Below are 18,977 nucleotides of genomic sequence, written 5' to 3' on the forward strand. Positions count from 1 at the left end.
AGGATTAATTAATGAGCCGTCGTCCCTTACTTCTATTTCCTGCGCCAGATACAACTAGCCCATCAAGTCGCAATGGTGGAGGAGGGACTCCAAATTGCCCACCTGTTACACGTCAAGCCGAAAGGTTGGGCCCTAAATTTTCACGCCTAGAGTCTGCATTAGAAAATCGCCGAATTGAAGTTCAACGCGATACCCCAGGGGTCGATCCAGAATATACTGTAGTTATTGAAACCTACGGTAGCGTTGCTGACTTTTTTAAAGCCGTAAAAAAGATACAAGGCTTAGAGTGGCTTGGTGAGCATGAACTTAGGGGGCTTGAACCTGACGATGACTTTTACAGTACAGGGAGCGATAGAGATAAGCCTCTGAATGGTCAAGTCATGCTGATGCTATCAGATAGACGAGCAATTGAAGAGCTTTTGTCTCTTTGGCGTAACTACGGCCAAAATCCAAACATGCAGTTCATGCGAGGGTGGGCGAAATTCAGAGACCTATTCCGTCTACTCAAAGATATCCGTTATTGGGATACCCAAGATAGGCTGAGAAATACTGGCGTTCTTGAGTATTGGCAAGAACGCTTAGAGTACGAGCCAGAGGTGGCAGTTCGATTTGAAGCAGAGTTATGGTTCAGAACTAATGAAAGTAAGCGAAATACTGCAAGTGACAATGTATCTCGGTTAACACGAGAGCTGGGGGGACAGGTTATTTCGAGTTATTGTTTGCCTGATATTAACTACCAGTCCTTATTGTTGGAGCTTCCTGCGGGGCAAGTTGATCGAATTCTCAACCAAAACGATGTTTCGCTTGTACGCTGCGATCAAGTCATGCTATTTCGCCCTTTAGGACAGATGTCTGTAGAGCCTCTTTGGAGTGATAATGAGTCGATGAGATTGATAGACGAGCCTGAGAGTTTTTATGATTCAATTCCTACTGAATCCGACCTCGAGCCTAGAGTAGCACTGTTTGACGGGTTACCTCTTGCTAACCACTCTGATCTGCGTAACAGCTTAATAATTGATGACCCGGACAATTTTGAGACAGGTTACTCAGCTCAATACCGTGTGCATGGAACAGCAATGGCGTCCCTGATTGTAAATGGGGACCTCACTGATGGAGGAAGTAAGCTAAATAGTCCTTTGTATGTTAGACCAATCATGAAGCCTGATCCGCATACGATTAATAATGCAGAGACTCTGCCAGATAATGAACTTCCACTGGATATAATTCATAGGGCCGTTAGGCGTATTTTCGATGGGGATGGGATTGAACCCCCTGCCGCGCCATCTATCAAAGTGATTAACCTTTCGATCGGTGACCCCAATATTCATTTTAATGGAAAAATGAGTCCTTTTGCTCGGCTACTCGATTGGTTGAGTTTTAAATACAATGTATTGTTTGTTGTAAGCTCAGGGAACCACCCTAAAGCTGTAACCGTTCCACATTCTGGAAGTACATTCCACCAGTTCACTAATGATGTGAAGGCTATTGAGTTTTTTAAAGCAACACAAAGTGATCGTTGGGATAGAAAGCTTTTATCACCGGCTGAGAGTGTAAATGCAATAACAGTAGGCTCTCTTCATTCTGATGAATCTTCTCCTATATTACGAGCAGGACTTTACGATATATACAGTGAAGAAATGCCAGCAGCCTACTCTGGTCAAGGGAACGGTTATGCAAGATCGGTTAAGCCTGATATCTCTATGCCCGGTGGGCGAATGTTATACAATGAAGCCATTGGTCATTCGAACTTAACCGCTGTAAGCAACTATGCAGCTCCGGGACAACAAGTAGCTCACCCTCATCCATCCGCATTTAATCATCGAGTATATATTCGAGGAACTAGTAACTCCGCGGCGCTAACATCAAGAGGTTGCGCTGAAGTTTGTGATGTTCTGGAAGGGCTGTTTGCAGAAAGTAACAAGATAGGTCAGTTCGAGCAGTATTCACCACAACTGCTTAAATCTCTTATTACGCACGGAGCTTCATGGGGATCAATGCACGATCGTATTTCAAATTGCTTGGGGAACCCTGACTCAAAATCGTTAAAAAACGACATTGCTAGAAATATCGGTTATGGAAAGCCTGACGTTGATAAGGCTAAATTCTGTTTAGATACTAGAGCTACGATTCTTGGCTACGGCAGCCTAGAGAATGATGAAGCTCATGTATACAAATTGCCAATCCCTGAAGGGATGGGTGGTGCTGATATTTGGCGTCGTCTAACCGTTACATTGTCTTGGTTTGCCAAACCTTGCCCTACTCACATGAAATACAGAGATAGTGCGCTGTGGTTCACAGTTGAAGGAGACAACAAACACCTTACATCTAGAAGCTCAAGTTCTGCTAATTGGATGCAGGTTCGTCGAGGGACATTACAGCATGAGATTTTTGAAGGTGAGGAGTTAGCAGTTGTCACTGAAGACCGAATGCTAGAAATAAAAGTAAACTGCAAGGAAAACGCTTCGAAGATTGTTGAGCCAGTTCGTTATGGATTAGCAATTACTTTAGAAGTTGCTGAGGGCGTTGATATGGCGTTGTACCAAGAGATTCAGGCAGTAATTGAAGAGCAGATTCGAGAGCAAGAAAGAACTAGAACTCGAGAACAAGTAGTTACCAATTAAATTTTTTTGTATTAGTGCCTCTGAGCAGAGAGGCACTTTGTTTCTTGTTAGCGAATAGCCATCCCGATGATGCTACCTAATTGTGGCAACCAAGAATAGATGATGTTGCCTACAGTCCCTTCAAGTGGCCCCTTTAGCAGTGATAGGAACTCAACTGCTAGTTTCGGGTTATCCGTATGAAGCCGCTTAATTACTCTCTCTAACTCCTCTATTTGAACATCCGCTATACGCTCATCTAGCTTTTTTGCTAAACTTAAGAGCTCCAACTCAACATCACTATTACGACCATATTTATCTATCAGCATAGACACCTGTTCTTGAGCAATCCTGTGGGAAGTTATACTCTCAGATAGCATGTGTTTAAGGTCTGCAACCTGCTCTTCTAGGCTAAAAATTCTTTGGTCATAGTTAGATTTTGTTAGTGCCATGATACCCTGTTGATGCTTCACTTCCATCGCTGCCATATCTAGCTTATTTTGAAGAGACATTACTTGCATCTGGTCTGTCATGAGCTGCTCTGGGTGACGAGTACCATTGAGGACTTCACCATACTCATTAAGTAGAGATTCAACCTTGTGCTCAGTACCTGCATCAGACTTAATCCTAAGTCTAACCTTCTCACCATCTTGCTCAATCGTAACTTTGCTATTCGCTTCAGAGCACTTCTGTTTAAGTACTTCACTAAAGTAGGAAAGTAGCCCTACGCCAGCTTGTACCTGATGAGGTTCAAATGTGATGGTTCTACGAATTACCTTATCTGAATTGATAACCTCAATATCAGAGTAATCATAAGAACAACCCAGAATCAGAAAGCTATTTCCTTCAACAATATCAAGGTACTGTATTCGCTGAACCACATAATCGAAAGTCATTCTAAAAGAGCTGCTCTCTCCAACCTCCAAAGGCATTATTAAGACAGGAATGAGCCCCAAAGAAGATGCTGACTTAGATCTAAATGTTACCCAACTATCTAAGTTTGTAGGCATATTCATTCCAATATCAATTGCAACATTACCTTTCAAAGCTCCCATTTGGATCATCTTCGGCTTAGATGGAGCGGATTTGAATTCTTTGAAACTTGCTCGACCACCACCGGCTAAATAGTTTCGACACCTCCATTCCATTTCGTTCAAGTTGCTTAAAATACCATCTTTCATATCTTTGATTGAGTTGACATCCCCCAAATTAGTTAACGCTACTTGCAACTCTGACAACTCGGTTGCGTTGTTTTTCTGCAACACTTCCCAAGCGCCACCTACATTAAAAACTTTATTGATATACAAGCGAATACCCCCCAATTCAATTTATCCTTTCAAGTATGATAACTAATTGATTTAATAGTTTACTATCTAGTACTATTTTGTGGAACAATCATAATTGTTGAACATTTACATACTAAACCGTATGTTGTTAATTCAATAAAAACCTTGAAATACAATTGCCCCAAATGAACCAGAACACAAAAAAAGAGGCAATACCAACCTCTTCACTAACGCAGAACCTACGTTCCTGTGCAATAATGCGGCTCCCGTTTACATGCAATCCATTCTTGAACTTCATTATTGTTATCGACCCAACGAACCGAGCGATAGTTGAGTTTTACTGCCTTGGGAAAGTATCCATCGTCCATCCATTTGTAAATCGTTAAACGAGCTAAGCCTGTTATCATTAGTACTTCGTGTCTCTGTACCAATCGACAAGCTGGTGGTGTAACGGCGTTTGATTCGATATTCATAGCACTAATTCCCTAAAGTCATTATCAATATCATCTTGTGTCACGCCAATGTAGCGCAGCGTTACACCCTCAGAGCTATGGCGGAGCATGCGCATTACTCGTGCTATATCTTTGGTGCTTTTGTATAAGTGGTAGCCTCTGGTCTTTCGCATCGAATGAGTCCCCAAAGGAAAACTAATCTCTTCACCAATCGATGAGAACGCTTGGCTAACGGCTCGGCGACTCAATGGGCTGGCGGCTTTGTTTATCGCTTGTTGGTTTCGGTAAGATTGAAATAGATAGATATGGTGTGGATTCTCCTTTTTAATGCGGAGGATGATTTCTAAGCTTCTCGGGTTTAGTGCTATCTGGGCTACTTTACCCGTTTTAGATTCACGGATGGTTAGATGGTCTTCTTCAATGTCACTGAACTTAATCGCCAGTAAATCAGAAATCCGCAAAGCGAGATTGATACCCACATTCCAGATGTCTGACATTTGCTTACTATGCCGTATTTCTAATAAGTGACCGATGAGCTGGATAGTGTCGCGGTTTTTCACCGCTTGAACTTCTGCCATAACGCAGCTTCCTTTTTTCGATGAAAATGATGATTAGAGGAACTTCAAAGCAAGCCAGAAACGAAAAGCCTTGTTCCATAAGGGATGGCAAGTTCCCAAATTGCTAAAATGGGAACTTGGATGCTTTTCAGCTCTTGGTGACTTTGATTTGGTCAAACACACCATCAGATAAATACTCCAAAAAGTTACCTTCCCACGTTCGATAGAAAGATTTCACTTCTCGATGTGCTAAAGCGCAAGGTGCTAAAAACATCTGTCTGAATATGTTGCTCTCAATATTGAAATCAAGCTCGATGGTTAACTCTGGATAAACCCCTCCAGAATAGGCAAAGTCGGTGATGTAACAGAGTCGCCATTTATCGCCGTCATTACGGATCATGATTTCTACTGGATGATACCCACCAGCTTCAGCGTTATAGCTTGTATCACGAAAGTTAATGGTTAAGGTATCTGAATAGTAATCAAGACTCGCCTCCTGAACCTGCTTAGTAATGGCGTTATGAAAGCGAGTTGAGATAGGCAGCACACAAGGGTGAAACTGCATCGTTTGAATTTTGGTTGCGGCTGGCATGGTATGCCTCCTTGGTAGGTAGTTATGCGATAGATGATTCAGTGGGCGTCTCGACATTGACGAGTGTTGCTTGGATACCGTCAAAGGAGCCTTTTTGAATTTGCTTGAGGAAAGACCGTTCATAGCTTTGATATAGACTGGTTACTTGTGGCTGGTGGAGTTCACAGCGTTCAATATCTGGCTGGTAGAACCATCCACGCAGAAAATTGAAGTAAAGCTCGACCTCCATCTTTTCGGTTTGTTCGTCTGGATAAGCAAAGCTAGCAACAAAGACGATGCTCCAATGAGTATTGTCTGATTGGCTTGTAGCTCTGTTGAGTTGGATCTCGACAGGATGAAAGCCGCTACGGTCTTCGTAGTAGCTCGACACTCGAAAGTTAAGGGCGATACGTGTAGCAAAAGTAGGAATATCTAATTGCTCAACAAGGACATTGAGGTATTCCACTAGCAGTCGATGCGGTGTGGTTTGGCTCATAACAAACCTCGCTCAGCAAAAGATACGCATTGCTCACCTACGACGACATGATCCAATACTCGGATATCAACCAGAGCTAAAGCATCAGAGAGACGTTGAGTGATTCTACGATCGGCTTGTGATGGCTCCGGCAAACCGGACGGATGATTATGACCAAAGATAACCGCCGCCGCATTCAACATTAATCCTTCTTTAACGACTTCTCTTGGATAAACGCTAGCGGCATCAATGGTGCCAAAGAACATCTCCTTGTATTCAATCAGTTGGTTTTGATTATCAAGAAACATCACGGCAAACACTTCTCTGTCGTAATGCGCCAGTTTCATCTGTAGATATTGCTTAGTGTTTTCATGGCTGGTGAATGAGCCTGCCCGAGAATACTTAGCTGCGAGCATGGTCGCGGCGGTCTCTAGGATTTGACGAAGCTCTGTAGGCTCGTTTGGCGTGTAATGATTTGAATGCATGTACTTTCCTTCTTGTGCGTTAAAGGTATGTGCATCCAAGTAATATGTAGTTAAAAAATAATGGAATCCTTCCCCATAGAAGCAGCCCAATCACGCAGGGCTGCTTTAGATTATGGTTGCTGTTTATCTTGTCGTTTAGCCCAGTTGTAACCACTCACTACGCCATAGATGAACAATTCGATTAAGGTCTTAGTAGGTTGGTGGGGATTCACCATTCGCCTCCTTGTTGATGTGGTACAAGCCTGCGCCAACGATAAAGCCAGCAATGAACACAAACGGCATAAGAGCCTCCTGCTTAGTTTAATTTAAAAAAAGTGCATAAATGGAAGCCTGCGACTAGCTGGCTTCAAAAAGGTAATGTGTGGTTGAAAAAAATTGGAGTGTGGTGATTTACGCAGTGGAGTAATTAAATGCACATTCTCGTTATCTCATGAGTTGAACTAACCGGAATTCATCATGAGATTAATCAAACTAAAAGAAGTAATGACCTTAACTAGCCTCGCACGTTCTACTATCTACAAGTACATGAGCGAAGGCCAATTTCCAAAAGCAGTGTCATTAGGTTGTCGTTCAGTGGCATGGGTAGAAGAAGAGGTGACAGGTTGGGTATTGGAACGTATTGGTGAGCGTGATAATGCTGATTGACAGATAATGGATGGAAGCTATTACAGCTTCCTTCTATGCCGTATTTTTTACAGGCCTTTTGTCCTATGGCGTATTAACACAAGAGGCAGGAGTGCTCACAAATATGTCAATTGACTCAATCTGTTTAGTTACACGAAGGGAGACAATGGATATTATTGCAGTATCATAATAAATGGGTAATTTTGAGAAACTATGGTACATAGTCAGATGTTCCATATTGTCCTCGTTTAAGGAATCTAACGATGTTCACTTTTTTTAAAGGACGTTCTGTTGGGAAACAGATTGCAGCTTCACTGGATATTAAAGCCAATCTATTTCTTACTAGCCTGGAGCAAGTAATGCCTGCACATCTACAACTCTTGGCTAACCTCCATAAAACAGGCTCTTCTATAGAAGAGCTAAGGGACTATACTGCCCCTCTTGCATTACAAGGCCTTGAAGTTCTAGAGGAACGCTTTGGTCAACAGTCTCAAATTGACGACGCTAGAAACAAACTTAATCGTCATTTAACTTCCAGTCAGCATTAACCATGAAAGTCATTGTAAAAGTAGTACTGATACTTACATTTTTTACTTCTTCACATTTATTCGCACAACAAAAAATGGACAAAAGCCCTGTAGCTATGGCTTATGTGTGTTGGCATCTAGCTAATGGTTCAGGGTTGGACAATGATTCGGACTTATTTGCAAAGATGATCTCAGTGCTTAGAAATATGCCAAGTTTTGAGTCAGAGCAACATTACGAACTTATGGGATACGCAGCTCAGCAAGTACTTGAGTTAACATCGATAGAACGTGCAAGTATGTATTCTTATGGTTGTTTGGAACCACTTAAAAATATCAAGCAAGCAGAAAAACAGGGGATGCTAGACTAGCGTCAACATCATTACAGACAAACTTCTGTTACATCTGAATAGCAATTCTTCTTAGGGGTAATTTATGGATTTTTCAGATAGTTTTGAAAAAATTTATGACAGTGTCAAAAATCGTAGTGAACACGTAGAGAAGTCTCTAACTGAGTCTATGGATAGCTATGGTATGAATCGGCAGGCCAAGTCTGAGTCATACGGAACTTCGGTTGTGGGAGCTGAAAAATTTTCAGTCCAAGAGAGAAACTTTCAGTTGCAGCAACAGATTCGTCCATTATTTGGTAAAGATGGTGTAAATGATACCCCTATCGGAACGCATCCTGACTTTGTAAGTTTAGAGGGAACAACTGAAACAACGTATCATTATATGTGCACTCTATTTGTGGATATAAAAGGCTCGACAAGGCTATCTCTACTGTATGACCTCGAAACAGTCTTCCTTTTTAAAAACGCAGTTATATCTGCTTGTGTAGAAACTGTTCGTTCTTTCGATGGGTATATTCATCGAATCATGGGGGATGCTGTACTTGCGTTCTTTGGTGGTAAAGGGAAAGATAAAGAAGATGCAATTGCAGACGCGATAAATTGCTGTGTTACTTTGCGAGCGTATCTCGAAGAGAGTATCAAACCTTTTATGACTAGAAACAACTTAGAAGCAGAGCATTTCGGCTTTAGAATAGGTTGTGATTTCGGGGATGACACGGAAATTCTATGGGGTAATTTTGGCATTGAGTCAGTAGGTGAAGTCTCGGCGACGGGGCTCCCTGTAGATATGGCTTCTAAATTACAAGGACTGTCGAGCAAGAATCAAACCATGCTAGGTCAAGGTCTCCTTAATTTTATCGATTGGCCAGACAAATATTCTTCGATAAAAAAAATAGAAAAAGATGGCCAAGAAGAAGTATTACCTTTAGTCGTTCCAAACTATACGCAAAAGGATGGTACCCCCTTAAACTACAAGATGCGGCAGTTAGCATACAAAAAGTGTATGGAATTTATTGCTTTACCGTCGGCATTGAAAGAGTCCATTACAAAAAGTTACATAAAGGACTCAAAGGCTATAGAGTTCCGATGCTTTGTTGTTGATGAGGGCAACTATGAAGAATATATATCTGCTTCTAGGTTCTTAGAAAAAAGCAAAAACTTAAAATTTGAAGTAAGAGCTTCGACGACGCATGCGTTAAATTTTCCGTTAACTGTCAAGCTTATTAAAACTAACCATGGTTCAGATACCCCTGATGAAGAAAGAGATATCGAACAGCCTCATTCAATACAAACTCTTTGGGAACAACGTCGAAGTAAATATAATCGCTCTGTTTTACCTTACTCAAGTACTTCTATCGATGAAGGTACTCAGTACCGAGGTTTACATACAATGCGTTGCGAAGTGTTCGATAAATATCAAAAACTTGTTTACAGAAATGTAATCGCAGTTCTTATAAAGTAAGGAAAGCGAATGACAGACAAATTTGATGTACTCTTTGAATCTCTAAGAAGAACTGATTCATATATACTTGCTGCTGACCAAAAAGCGGCTATCACCCTAGCTGCTGGTGTTACTTTTTTGGGGATATACGTATCAATTTTTTTCAACATCATGGATAAACATTATGAGGATATTCCCATTCCACTGAGCTTATCCGTAGTAGGTATAGCTATAGGTTTTTGGATTGTTTGGTTTATTAAAGTATGGGGGGTCTTTGTACCTCGAATGCTACCATCAAAAGCAAAATCGATAGTTTCATTTGCTTCTATAGTGAGTAGTTTTGACTCCTATGAGATGTATGAAAAATATTATCGTTCTATTGCTGATAAATCACCATCTCTTATCGAAGTTGACCTGCTTGAAAATCATTGGATATGTGCTGAGATATGTGCAAAGAAAATGAAAGCTTTTAGGCTTAGCCTTACTTGGCTTTCATTGAGTTTATCTATTTCGTTACTGGGGTTAGCTTTTTTAGCTTTTTACCTTCAATTCATTATTGGAACTGAATCCCCTTAAAGTAAATTTATCGAGTGTATCTCAGTCCAAAGGTGTGTTGTGAGTATTAAAAGGGAGCAATCGCTCCCTTTATGCCGCTAACTCAAACTTAGCTATTTAGTACAGTTATACCAGCCATTACCATTGTCACACTCATACTTGAATGTCCCATTAGGGTAAGATATGAATCGGTGATGTAACACCATATCGCCATTGGGCATTTCAGCTGCCGTATTAGTCCGATGCTCAGATACGTTGTTCACACCTTCCTTATAGCGTTTTGTGTGCTCCCACCAATCAGCCCCAACAGAATCTTGAGTTCCATAGGTTTGCGGTAGCACCGCGATATCAGCATTTAATGCATCAATGTCGATACTCTCTACATCTGTACTGAAGCCTAACCAATGCGCGTACTCACTTGGTACTGTATTCCACTTGTAACGGCTTCCGTCTTCATCGTACACACCACTCACTCTCGTAGTCGAAAGCGTCATGTTTTGGCTATCAGCTGTATCAGTCAAACTAACCTCATTACACTCCAATTCACTAAGATCATAGAACGATGACTTGTTATCCATGCCGTATTGTTTGTCAGTGTCAGCCACCTTTGAAAGTAAGGTTTCTGACTTACTGCAAATGTAATCGTCAAAGCTTGGATCTGAGCTCATGTTACGGTATTCATTCACATAACCCACCGTACCAAAATCAGTGACACTGTCTTCTTGTAGGTAGTTTCGAATCAAACGTTCGGGTAGCCAGTTATCATCTACCGCATAGACAGATTCAGACCAGAAGCTACCTTGACGTATGGAAATCGATTTGTACCACAACTGTTCATCATCTTGGCGTTGCCAGTCCGTTGGATCGTTAAGGTAGTGAGCCACGTTGATATGTGCATATGGGTACTGAAGTGACAATTCATAAGTCTCTTCAAATGAAAGTTGAATGGATGCCATAAGCTGCTCAGCAATATCGTAGACCGCACTGTTACCATCCGCTATGTAATCACTCCACAGCTCTTCCTCTGAGATATTGAAATGCCAAACTAAATCACCCGCTACGTTACGCATAGCGTCTTTTATGGCATTGCGGACTTGTTCATTGTCTTTCACTAATTCACAGCTATATGTAGCTCCTTGCTCTCTTTCAACCGTCTGTTTCGCTGACTCCCACAACATTGTGGTGAGTGGCGTAATGTTAACGGAGCCATTCGCTACCTCTTCAGGCAACGTGAACGCTGGTGGCAGGTTAAGTACATAAGCTTGAGTCACTTCCCCTAAGTCTTCATCAATAGCTCCGACAGGCACATCTACGATCACTGGGACGTATTCAAGACAGGCTTGTTGCTCTTCTGTGATGTCACCTTCAATAGTGAACACACCACCAGCCTCAGTGATAGCCGATGGTTCATCAGGATCGACAACACCATTTGAATTAAAATCATAATGAACAGTGGCACCAACGATATAGCCATCAATAGCACGACCGGATAACAATGTAGTGTTCGATGGTTGTGAAGGCTCAGATGAGCCACCACCGCAACCAGCAAGGGTTGCACTAGCAATAAGCGCAGAAACTAACGTCTTTTTCATAGGAAATTCCTTTTTATTAATAGATTGGTTTGCAGGGATGCATAGAAAACAAAAGCGGCTTACTTTCGTAAACCGCTAATGGTGGGTATTAAACGTGTGGTACTAGCAAGCACATCGGCATGGAGGCATATCGCAAATGTCACAGGTTGAACTGTGGCTACCTCCGCAATATTCGCAGCTAAATGAAGCTAGGCAAAGGTACTTGTTAAGTAATGGTCGAATCGCTTTAATGGTCATGAACTTCTCTCCCCGTCTATGTCGTAGTGGATCACATAGAAAGACGGCAACCCTATGTGGCATCCCTGTTTGTTGTCAGGTTATCAATAGGTTGGGCATCTGATGTCGCATGGGGTAGCACTAAGTGAGACCGCTATCGCTATTTAGAGAAGCGCTTTGAAATCGTGTGCTTTTAGCTGATGGCTGTGTAGGTTGTTGTTCTACAAAGGTGAGGTGGTTTTTATGTGCTTCTACCCACGCGACTAATGGAGGTGTATTAGAAACCGTAGCAGTAACGTGTAGATACGTATCGTATTCGGAAATGCGTTGATCGTTGGAAAGTGGTGTCCGGTAGAGATGTTCACCAGCTTGTTTAGTAATAGTGAATTTGAGTGTATAACGCTCATGCTCTGTATTGGTGTATCCCGATACTGAGTGCTGCAAGTCAAAGTCTTGTGGGTAAGCAAACGTGAAGGTTGATAATGTGACTTTGTGAATCTGGCTGACATCAACAAAAGTAGTGTCTTTATCTCCCTTCTGGCGGTACACCAATATCAATGTATTGCTTTGCTGTGAAAGGCCTAATGGCATGACATCTTTTCTGTGTTGCCCTCCTTCAGAGTAATAGTGCAAGCTTAACCAACGATTGAGATAGAGCCCTTGACTGATCGTAGAGTAAATGTCTGGGTTGATATTTTCACTTAGTTGGTAAGCATTTTGAAATATAACCTTTCTCAGCCATTGGGATTCTTTCGATTCCTGACCGAGAGATTTCAAATGGTAAATGGCGTCTTCAAATAAGCTATGGAAAGTATGGGTTACATTGGACGGGATTAAAAAATGAATGTGAGACTCAACCAGACACAACAATAGTGCTTCTTGAGTACCGGAGCCAACAAGAGATTTAGTTTGCTTTCGCTGGTATCCATAAGGTTTATCACGGGTATCTCGGTCAATATCAAAATACTCAAGTAACACATCAAGGTTACGTTGAATCGTTCGAATATCTCTATCAATGCCTATCTCCTGAAGCTGTGCCTTGAGCTCAGAAGCCGTGACTTTATGCCAATACGGTATGCGCTTGTATAACTCAAGTGCTAATACCATATGCTGGCGAGTGCTCACATGAGTAGATTTACTCATCGTGCACACCTTTAGCGAAGTGGAGCAAAATAGAGGTGACGGTATAACGATGTTGGAACAAGTCACTCTCACTCGGTTGATAGCAAGAGACGAAGCTCTTCACGCTAGGCTTTAAGGTGAGTTGATTGTATGAGTAGCTTGGGCATCTGGTGTCGGATGAAAGCGTACAATTGAAATTAATTGAATAATCGAGGTGGGCATGATGAACTCCTATGTTGGTGGATACATAGAAGTGATATGTGTTTGAAATATATTAGATTAGAAGTAAATACGATCAGTTGATAATGAAAATCATTAGTGTTAATGGTTTTTGGTTGGGATACGAAATTGCACCATCATAGCTAGTGCCGTACCCCAAGCCGTACCCAGAGTTGATTTTCAGGTAGTTAAATTTATGTAACTATTTGTTTTTTAAGTTCTAATAGCACACCTGCTTCCATGTGGTGCGTGTAAGGGAACTGGTCAAACAGAGCAAAACGAGTGATGTCGTGCGTTTCGCTTAGGATGTCTAGGTTCTCTTTCAATGTTTCAGGGTTACAAGAGATGTACATGATACGCTCGTAGCCTTGAACCATCTTACAAGTATCAACATCCATACCTGAACGCGGTGGATCAACAAAGATAGTGTTGCAGTTGTAGCTCTTAAGATCGATGTTCGCTTGCTGTAGACGACGGAACTCACGCTTGCCTTCCATTGCTACAGTAAAATCTTCTGCAGACATACGGATGATCTGAACATTTTCAATGTTGTTCGCAGCGATGTTGTATTGCGCAGATTCTACTGACGGTTTCGCCAGTTCAGTTGCCAGTACACGCTCGAAGTTTTGTGCTAGCGCTAATGAGAAGTTACCGTTACCACAGTAAAGCTCAAGTAAGTCGCCTTTGCTGTCTTGAGTACAATCGACAGCCCATTCCAACATTTTCTCTGCTACTTTGCCGTTTGGTTGAGTAAAGCTGTTTTCTACTTGTTGGTAGATGTAGCTGTCACCATTCACGTCTAGCTTTTCAATGACGTAGTCGCGGTCTAGTACGATTTTCATCTTACGCGCACGGCCAATCAGGTTTAGATTGAAACCTTCATCGTTTAATTGCTGTTTAAGTGCTTTAGCATCTTGAATCCACTGTTCACCCAATTGACGGTGGTAAAGCAGTGACACCAAAATTTCGCCGCTTAGTGTAGATAGGAAGTCTACTTGGAATAGCTTGTGGCGTAGAGAATGGTTGTCCTTCATTGCATCGACTAACAAAGGCATCAAGTCATTGATAAGACGACTAGCAGCAGGGAACTGGTCTACACGATATTTTTCTTTGGTCTCTTGATTGAACATGACGTAATACATATCGTCACCTTCATGCCACACGCGGAACTCAGCACGCATGCGGTAGTGTTGTTCTGGAGATTCATACACTTCCAGCTCAGGCACATTATATTCTGAGAACATTTCAGTAAGACGCTCAGTCTTTTCTGCCAGTTGTTCTTGGTAGCGTTGCGGGTTTACATCTAAATTCGCCATTGTTATGCCTTTTGCTGTCGTGCTTTTAAATCAAGAGCGCAGATTTTATTCAATCACAGGCGCTTGTCCAGTGTTGAGAGCCAATCAGTGTAAATAGGCCATGAAAACTATAGCTTATAACTATCTTAGACTAGACAAATGATTCAGAGGTCAATACTATCTTCGGCAAGCTGGTGCCATTTAGATGTATAGATGGCTGAAGAGGGAATCTGGTGTGAATCCAGAACTGACGCGCAGCGGTAAAAGAGAACAAGTATTCACAAGACACTGCAAATAGCTTTTTGTGGGAAGTCGAATATAAGGTAACCAAAAGGTTGTGCTCTTGAGTCCGAATACCTGCCAGTAGCTAAACCATAAGATGTGGTTTGGTAGGAATTTACGCGATTTAGGATAACAACATGAACAAATCCCTTTTAGCGATAGCTGTAGCATCGCTGCTTTCACCTATCTCCAATTTACACGCCCAAGAAGCCTCTGCCGACGAAACCATGGTGGTTACGGCTAACCGTTTTGAGCAAAGCACGGAAAGTGTTGTCGCTCAAGTTGAAGTAGTAACACGCCAAGATATCGATCGAATTCAAGCTAAGTCTCTAACAGATGTGTTTAGACGATTGACGGGTATTCAGGTTTCACAAAATGGAGGCCGAGGACAGCAAGCTTCGATCTTTGTTCGTGGTGCTAATTCTGATCAAGTGCTTGTTCTCATTGATGGTATTCGTTTTGCGCGAGCTGCAAAGGGTGGTGTCGATTTTAGCCAGTTACCAATTACATTCGTTGACCGAGTGGAATACGTTCGAGGAGCTCGTGCCGCTATGTATGGCTCAGAAGCTATCGGCGGTGTTATCAACATTATTACTGTTGCAAACTCTGACAATGAAAAAACGGCAGTTAGTGCAGGTTTAGGAAGCTTAGATTACCAAGAGCTGAGCTTTGTTAGTGGTACTAAGGTCGGTGAAAATGGTCACTTGAACGTATCTGTTGGTTACGATTCCGATGAGGGATACAACGTTCATCCATTACCAGGTGTTAATGATGGTGATCGCCATGGTTTTGAATCACGCAATGCTCTAATTGGTTATGTTCATAATTTTGATCAGCAATGGAGTGGCTTCGCGAATTTCCGTATGTTTGAAACCATTTCTCAGTACGATGGTTCATTTGGTACAGACCATTCTTACAAAGAAGCTGAAGTTCAAAATTCGACCTTTGCTACTGGTGTTAAATATAGTGGCAGTGAACTTAAGTCTGATTTCTTAGTTAACTATCAGAATCAAGATAACTGGAACTACGAACAGTCTTTAGGCAAGAACTCAGCGTCAGCAACATCTGATGAGCTTGAACAGCTAAATGTTCAATGGGTGAATTCATACAAACTAACGTCGTCACTGACTCTTAGTGGTGGTGTAGATTGGCGTGATGAGGCTTATATTGTTAAGCCTTCGAATACTGAATACGACAGAACGAATGTTGCGTACTTCGCTGCATTAAACGCAGATGCGGATAAAGTGTTCGGAGAACTGAGTCTTCGTGTTGATGACAATGAGCAGTTTGGTACAGAAACTACTTACAACACAGGGTTAGGCTATCGTTATGCTGAGTGGCTTGTTGTAAAAGCAGCTTATGGCACATCCTTCAAAGCACCTAACTTGTATCAACTATATAGCTACTACGGTAATGCACAGTTAGAAGCTGAAAAGGCAGATTCATTTGAACTGACTTTTGGTGGCTTAATCAAGGATGTTGATTGGTCGATTACTGGCTATGATACGAACGTCGAAGACTTAATAGATTATAACTACGCGACAAGCAAGTACTACAATACTGATGGCGAAAGCCAACTACGTGGTGTGGAAATGGTCGTAGGATTTGATACTAGCTTTATTAATCATGAAGTGAGCGCTAACTTTCAAGACCCCGAAGATCAATCTGGTGAGCAGTTAGTTCGCCGCGCAAAGAAGATTTATAAGTATAACGCGGTAGCTAGTTTCGATGATGTTGATCTGTCATTGGGGTACCAATACGTAGGAGCACGACCAGATTTCTCTGAAGAGTTGGCTGCATACAGTTTGTTTGATGTTTCAGTTAACTACTATGCAAATGAAAATCTTACTTTAAATGGTCGAGTCGAGAACCTTACTGATGAAGAGTACGAGACAGCTGGTGGATACCCATCTCCAGAGCGTACATATTACGTAAATGCTACTTACCAATTCTAATTTTCACCTAAACCGCCTTCGGGCGGTTTTTTCTTATTGGATATATCAATGAAAAAGAAAGTCGTCATAAGTTGGTCGTCAGGCAAAGACTCTACATTAACCCTAGAACGTCTACTTGAAAGCACCGAGTATGAAGTTGTTGCTCTCTATACTACGTATGTTGGAGATGAGGTTCCTTTCCAAGTCACGCCAATCGAGGTTGTCAAAATGCAGGCAACATTGATCGGCTTGCCATTAATAACTATTGAGCTGCCGGAAGTCTTCCCAAGTAACGAGATCTATCAAAGTACGATTGTTACGGCGCTTAAAGGGTCGGGTTTATCAATTGATGCCGTGGCATTCGGCGATATGTTTTGCAATGGCATTGCCGACTATAGAAAAAGCTATATAGAACCGGCTGGCTGGGAGTGTGTGTTTCCACTAATGGGAGAGAGTAGCCAGGCTCTTGCTAGTGAGATAATAAACAGAGGAATCGAAACCTTACTCGTCACAGTTGATAGAGATGCACTAGATATGAGCTATTGCGGGAAAGAATACACGCCTGAACTAATAGACAGTTTGCCAAGTCACGTCGACCCATGTGGAGAAGATGGTGAGTTCCATACACTAGTGACGTCAGCACCGTGTTTTAAAGGAAAGCTCAAGATAGAGTTAGAAAATGTAGAGCAAGGTGAGCGTTTTGTTCATCAACGCTATCAGGCTTGCATTATATAGAGTGAGGATTGGCGAAAACTAAGCGAAGGAGTATCATTGCAGCGAAACTTATTATAGGTAATCGTTGTGTCGGATAGTCTACAAAAAAACATATTGGTCTTTGATTCTGGAGTTGGCGGTCTGTCTGTATATAAAGAGATAAGCCAGTTACTACCAAATCACAACTATATCTATGTATTCGATAACGAGGCTTACCCATATGGTGAGCTCGACCAGCAAGTCCTCATTCAGCGAGTCCAAAATATCGTCGCCAGTTTTGTGGCGAGTCACGCTATTGATATTGTGGTGATAGCTTGTAATACGGCCAGTACGATAGTCCTGCCGACACTTCGCGCTAATAACCTTATCCCTATTGTCGGCGTAGTCCCGGCAATCAAACCTGCTTCGTTACTGGCTAATAAAGCGGTTGGCCTTATTGCGACTCCCGCGACGATTACTCGTGAATACACACACGAGCTCATCAAAAACTTCTCGAGTAATAAAAGAGTAGAGCTGTTGGGTTCTACTCGGCTGGTGGATATGGCCGAAGATAAACTCAGAGGCGAGGAGATTAGCCTTGAAGAGTTACAGCAAATCCTTCAGCCGATGATCAACACAATTGATGTGGCTGTATTAGGATGTACTCATTTCCCATTGATCAAATCAGAGATTCAACAAGTACTAGGTGAAAGTGTAGTGCTGATAGATTCTGGTAAAGCGATAGCTAAGCGGGTTCAAGATTTGTTGGGTTTGGAAAGCGTTAATAAAGAAGGGGGAGTACGTGAAGTTTTTTGTAGTGCACTTCCTAAAAAAGAAAGTGCACTAAATAGTATGTTAAAGCAGTTAGGGTTTAGCTCAGTTCAGATTCGTCCGCTTCAGGATGTTTAGGATCATTTGCAACACGTACTTTTAAAGTGCGTTGCATGTAATCTTTATCGTTAAGTGCAGAGATTGCATGATTCACATCATTACTTGCCATAACAACAAATCCAAAGCCTCTTCTTTTACCAGTACGTTTGTCTTTCATTAAACGTACTGCAAATACTTCACCATGCTCTGAGAATAATTCACGTACATGTGATTCGTTCGCTTTGTATGGAAGGTTACCCACATAAAGTGTTTTGGTTGAAGCCTTAGGTTCTGAATCTGATTTTGAGTCGGTGCTTGAAAAGTTAACAACAAAAGCGGAAGCCAAGACACCAAGGATAAAGGTAATTGCAGGCGATATATCTACCTGAGAGAAAACAATGCCGCCTAATACAGCCAGTGCGACAATTAACAACATCGATTTTTTTGAGTTCATATCGGAATACTACATATTAATAAACGAAATAGACGCATCTACCATTAACAAAATAGACACATGAATCTTACGTTCATGGCTTCCATTTTTCCAATGTATTGCTGTGATACGTCTCAAATGTTTAGTTTTTATTCGAAAAATGCGGATCTGGTGGCTTTTTAGGCGAACAAAACTTTTATTTCAAAAAGCCCTTGTGCTCCATCTCAATCTCTCTATAATGCCGCCTCACCGACACGGAGTGAGACGAAAGTCACACAGCGAAATCGGTAGAGAAAAAGAGTTTGAAAATAACCCTTGACTCTCAAAGTGGTGCAGGTATAGTACGCACCCCTGGCGACTGAGATGTGAATCACAAAACGCTAGCGCTCTTTAACAATTTAAAC

The 18,977-nt window shown here is 41.8% G+C and carries 19 protein-coding genes and 1 riboswitch; of the genes, 9 read left to right on the forward strand and 10 right to left on the reverse strand.

What is annotated here, in order from left to right:
- The first annotated feature begins 11 nt into the window (after positions 1-11).
- Positions 12-2,621, forward strand: a complete 2,610-nt coding sequence (locus AB4138_RS10710) for a S8 family peptidase (RefSeq protein WP_372305981.1) — start codon at positions 12-14, stop codon at positions 2,619-2,621.
- A gap of 47 nt (positions 2,622-2,668) precedes the next feature.
- Here AB4138_RS10710 and AB4138_RS10715 read toward each other — a convergent pair whose 3' ends face one another.
- From AB4138_RS10715 to radC, 6 genes are all read right to left on the reverse strand, one after another.
- Complete coding sequence (locus AB4138_RS10715; protein ID WP_372305984.1) at positions 2,669-3,904, reverse strand: hypothetical protein; 1,236 nt, start codon at positions 3,902-3,904, stop codon at positions 2,669-2,671.
- 218 nt (positions 3,905-4,122) lie between these two features.
- Positions 4,123-4,356: a helix-turn-helix transcriptional regulator gene (locus AB4138_RS10720; RefSeq protein ID WP_372305987.1), complete on the reverse strand. Its 234-nt coding sequence runs from the start codon at positions 4,354-4,356 to the stop codon at positions 4,123-4,125.
- Positions 4,353-4,913 carry a tyrosine-type recombinase/integrase gene (locus tag AB4138_RS10725; protein ID WP_372305990.1) on the reverse strand — a complete coding sequence of 187 codons (561 nt, stop codon included), beginning with the start codon at positions 4,911-4,913 and terminating at the stop codon, positions 4,353-4,355. Before AB4138_RS10725 ends, AB4138_RS10720 begins: the two co-directional genes overlap by 4 nt.
- A 127-nt stretch (positions 4,914-5,040) precedes the next feature.
- Positions 5,041-5,484, reverse strand: coding sequence for a DUF2787 family protein (locus AB4138_RS10730; protein WP_372305992.1), 444 nt, complete (start codon positions 5,482-5,484; stop codon positions 5,041-5,043).
- Positions 5,485-5,506: 22 nt separating this feature from the next.
- Complete coding sequence (locus AB4138_RS10735) at positions 5,507-5,959, reverse strand: DUF2787 family protein (RefSeq protein ID WP_372305995.1); 453 nt, start codon at positions 5,957-5,959, stop codon at positions 5,507-5,509.
- Positions 5,956-6,423 (reverse strand): DNA repair protein RadC, encoded by a 468-nt coding sequence (gene radC, locus AB4138_RS10740; RefSeq protein ID WP_372305998.1) that lies wholly within the window; start codon positions 6,421-6,423, stop codon positions 5,956-5,958. The genes AB4138_RS10735 and radC overlap by 4 nt, the downstream gene beginning before the upstream one ends.
- A gap of 456 nt (positions 6,424-6,879) precedes the next feature.
- On the opposite strand from radC, the gene AB4138_RS10745 reads away from it, so the two are divergent.
- The 5 genes from AB4138_RS10745 (at position 6,880) to AB4138_RS10765 (ending at position 9,938) form a co-directional block, all read left to right on the forward strand.
- Positions 6,880-7,068, forward strand: coding sequence for an AlpA family transcriptional regulator (locus AB4138_RS10745; RefSeq protein ID WP_372306001.1), 189 nt, complete (start codon positions 6,880-6,882; stop codon positions 7,066-7,068).
- Positions 7,069-7,310: 242 nt separating this feature from the next.
- Positions 7,311-7,595, forward strand: a complete 285-nt coding sequence (locus tag AB4138_RS10750; RefSeq protein ID WP_136989360.1) for a hypothetical protein — start codon at positions 7,311-7,313, stop codon at positions 7,593-7,595.
- A gap of 2 nt (positions 7,596-7,597) precedes the next feature.
- Complete coding sequence (locus AB4138_RS10755) at positions 7,598-7,942, forward strand: hypothetical protein (RefSeq protein WP_136989362.1); 345 nt, start codon at positions 7,598-7,600, stop codon at positions 7,940-7,942.
- A 64-nt stretch (positions 7,943-8,006) separates the two neighbouring features.
- Positions 8,007-9,383: a nucleotide-binding domain-containing protein gene (locus AB4138_RS10760; RefSeq protein WP_372306004.1), complete on the forward strand. Its 1,377-nt coding sequence runs from the start codon at positions 8,007-8,009 to the stop codon at positions 9,381-9,383.
- Between the two features lie 9 nt (positions 9,384-9,392).
- Positions 9,393-9,938, forward strand: coding sequence for a hypothetical protein (locus AB4138_RS10765; RefSeq protein ID WP_136989367.1), 546 nt, complete (start codon positions 9,393-9,395; stop codon positions 9,936-9,938).
- 92 nt (positions 9,939-10,030) lie between these two features.
- Here AB4138_RS10765 and AB4138_RS10770 read toward each other — a convergent pair whose 3' ends face one another.
- From AB4138_RS10770 to trmA, 3 genes are all read right to left on the reverse strand, one after another.
- The gene (locus tag AB4138_RS10770; protein ID WP_372306006.1) at positions 10,031-11,509 is read right to left on the reverse strand and encodes a hypothetical protein; all 1,479 of its coding nucleotides are present in this window, start codon (positions 11,507-11,509) and stop codon (positions 10,031-10,033) included.
- Positions 11,510-11,866: 357 nt separating this feature from the next.
- A complete protein-coding gene (locus AB4138_RS10775; protein ID WP_372306009.1) occupies positions 11,867-12,868 on the reverse strand; it encodes a helix-turn-helix transcriptional regulator in 1,002 nt (333 codons plus the stop codon).
- A gap of 392 nt (positions 12,869-13,260) precedes the next feature.
- Positions 13,261-14,382 carry a tRNA (uridine(54)-C5)-methyltransferase TrmA gene (trmA, locus tag AB4138_RS10780; RefSeq protein WP_372157670.1) on the reverse strand — a complete coding sequence of 374 codons (1,122 nt, stop codon included), beginning with the start codon at positions 14,380-14,382 and terminating at the stop codon, positions 13,261-13,263.
- A gap of 154 nt (positions 14,383-14,536) precedes the next feature.
- Positions 14,537-14,741, forward strand: a riboswitch (cobalamin riboswitch).
- A 39-nt stretch (positions 14,742-14,780) separates the two neighbouring features.
- Here trmA and btuB point away from each other — a divergent pair.
- From btuB to murI, 3 genes are read left to right on the forward strand one after another with little or no spacing between them, the layout of a single operon-like run.
- Positions 14,781-16,598, forward strand: a complete 1,818-nt coding sequence (gene btuB, locus AB4138_RS10785; RefSeq protein ID WP_372072750.1) for a TonB-dependent vitamin B12 receptor — start codon at positions 14,781-14,783, stop codon at positions 16,596-16,598.
- Positions 16,599-16,646: 48 nt separating this feature from the next.
- Positions 16,647-17,312 (forward strand): ATPase, encoded by a 666-nt coding sequence (locus AB4138_RS10790; RefSeq protein ID WP_017063778.1) that lies wholly within the window; start codon positions 16,647-16,649, stop codon positions 17,310-17,312.
- Between the two features lie 60 nt (positions 17,313-17,372).
- Positions 17,373-18,179, forward strand: a complete 807-nt coding sequence (gene murI, locus AB4138_RS10795) for a glutamate racemase (protein WP_372072752.1) — start codon at positions 17,373-17,375, stop codon at positions 18,177-18,179.
- Here murI and AB4138_RS10800 read toward each other — a convergent pair.
- Positions 18,142-18,594: an RNA-binding protein gene (locus tag AB4138_RS10800; protein ID WP_017061054.1), complete on the reverse strand. Its 453-nt coding sequence runs from the start codon at positions 18,592-18,594 to the stop codon at positions 18,142-18,144. The two genes, murI and AB4138_RS10800, sit on opposite strands and share 38 nt — an antisense overlap.
- Positions 18,595-18,977 lie beyond the last annotated feature (383 nt).

This window comes from Vibrio sp. 10N.286.52.C3, assembly GCF_041468865.1.
GTDB classification, from domain to species: Bacteria; Pseudomonadota; Gammaproteobacteria; order Enterobacterales; family Vibrionaceae; genus Vibrio; species Vibrio crassostreae_C.